The organism is Collinsella sp. AF11-11 (assembly GCF_003465485.1).
Taxonomy (GTDB): Bacteria; Actinomycetota; Coriobacteriia; order Coriobacteriales; family Coriobacteriaceae; genus Collinsella.
The window spans coordinates 1-2078 of the sequence record NZ_QSAS01000034.1 but is presented as its reverse complement, the minus strand read 5'-3'; the positions used below and the strand labels follow the sequence as shown (position 1 = coordinate 2078).

The following is a 2078-nucleotide window of genomic DNA, read 5'->3' as shown; positions in this document are numbered from 1 at the left end:
GCAAGGAGATATATTGCCAGACCGGAGGGCCCCCGGGGGCGGGAATCTGGGCGTACACATTTCCTACACATATAAGGACTCTCGGCTGGCTGGGTAAATATAAGAGGGGACCTCGTTTCCGAGATCCCCTCTTTCGCCTATCTACAGTAATAGACTCTTAAATACCTTATGCCAGCAGCTTGCGACCGGACTCTTCAATCGCGTCAAGTGCTGCATCAGCCTCGGCGGCATCCGTGCCCTTGGCAAAGATATACAGCTTGATCTTGGGCTCGGTGCCAGAAGGACGGACGATACCCTTGTTGCCACCCTCGAGATCGAACTCAATGACATTAGCCTTCGGCAGGCCGTTCACGCAGGTGTTGTAGTCCACGACGGCCTCAATCTTGGACCCAGCAAGCTCCGCAGGCGGGTTCTCGCGCAGACCGGCCATGATGCCGGCCATCTTTGCCGCACCCTCAGCACCCGGATAGCTCAGCGAAATCGTCTTATTGTGGTAGTAGCCACACTTCTCGTACAGCTCGTGCATCGCGTCGGCGAGGTTCTTACCCTGCAGCTTGTAATACTGAGCCATCTGGCAAATCAGCAGCGAAGTGCTCACGGCGTCCTTGTCGCGCACGTGATCACCAGCCAGATAACCGTAGCTCTCCTCAAAACCGAAGATAAAGCGATCGACTTCACCGGCATCGGAAAGCGAGGTAATGATGTCACCGATGTACTTGAAGCCCGTCAGGCAGCGACGGAGCTCAAAGCCATATTCCTCGGCCAGAGCATCGACCATGGCGGAAGAAACAATGGTAGTAACCGCGACCTTCTTAGTGAGGTCCTCGCCGCGGGCGGCACGGGTCTTGCAAATATAGTCGAGCAGCAGGACGCCCATCTCGTTACCGGTCAGCAGCAGATAGTCATCGCCATTCTTAACGGCAACGCCAACACGGTCGGCGTCGGGATCGGTTGCAAGCAGCAGATCGGGGTGAACCTGCTCGCAGAGATCGATGCCCTTCTGCATGGCCTGACGGATCTCGGGGTTAGGATACGGGCAGGTCGGGAAATCGCCGTTAGGCTCCTTCTGCTCGGGAACAACCGTGACATCGGTGATGCCAGCGCGCTCGAGCACCGTCGTGACGGGAATGAGGCCGGTGCCGTTGAGCGGAGTGTAGACAAGCTTAAGCGGAGCGCCAGCGATCTCCTCGGCAGAAAGATTCGTAACGCCGCGGGCGAGAACGGCGTCGTAATAACGCTCGAGGCACGAGTCATCGATCCATTTGACCAGACCCTGCTCAAGAGCCTCATCGAAGTCCATGGACTTCACGCCGGTGAATGTATCGGTCTCGGCGATAGCCTTAGAAATTGCATCGGCGGCCTCGCTGGTGATCTGGCAGCCGTCGGGGCCATAGGCCTTATAGCCGTTATACGGCGCTGGGTTATGGCTAGCGGTCATGCAAATGCCACCGGAGCACTTAAGATCACGGACGGCCCAGGAGAGCGTCGGCACAGGAGAAATCTTGGGATACACGAGGGCAGTCACGCCGTTTGCTGCAAGAATGGCAGCCGTAGTCTTAACGAACAGCTCACCTTTATTGCGGCTATCGCGAGCGATGGCGACCGTCGGATGCTCAAAGGTCGCATTGAGGTAGTCAGCGAATCCCTGGGTCGCACGACCGACCGTATAGATATTCATACGGTTAGTGCCCGCACCGATAGTGCCGCGAAGACCGGCAGTACCGAAGGCGAGATCCTGGAAGAAAGCGTCGGTGATGGCGTCCTCATCACCCTGCTCCTTCATCGTGTTGAGCTCAGCGAGGAGCTCCTCGTCCTTGACATTGGCAATCCAAGTATCAAGCAGCTCATGAACATCTGCCATGTGAGTCCTTCCGTCACAATCAATAAAACGACCCGTGTAAAAACAGGACAAGCGCAGCAGTGCGCTAAAGCAAATATTAGTCCATTGAGAACAGAGAACCGGCCAAAGAACGGTGAACGTCTATATTCAGCGGTGGATGATTAAATTGATTTAATTGCATAAGGAATGTTGCCCGTAAACGCAAAAAAGGGGGAGGCCGCGAGGCCTCCCCCTTCTT

Annotated in this window: 1 protein-coding gene; it reads right to left on the bottom strand. The window is 55.9% G+C overall.

Going from position 1 to position 2078, the window contains the following annotated elements:
- Window positions 1–166: 166 nt before the first annotated feature.
- Window positions 167–1861, bottom strand: coding sequence for a phospho-sugar mutase (locus tag DWV58_RS09695; RefSeq protein ID WP_117776941.1), 1695 nt, complete (start codon window positions 1859–1861; stop codon window positions 167–169).
- Window positions 1862–2078: the final 217 nt, after the last annotated feature.

What these genes read in the sequence shown, in the direction of transcription:
- DWV58_RS09695 (WP_117776941.1), bottom strand. Translation starts at nt 1,861, where the DNA reads ATGGCAGATGTTCATGAGCTGCTTGATACTTGGATTGCCAATGTCAAG.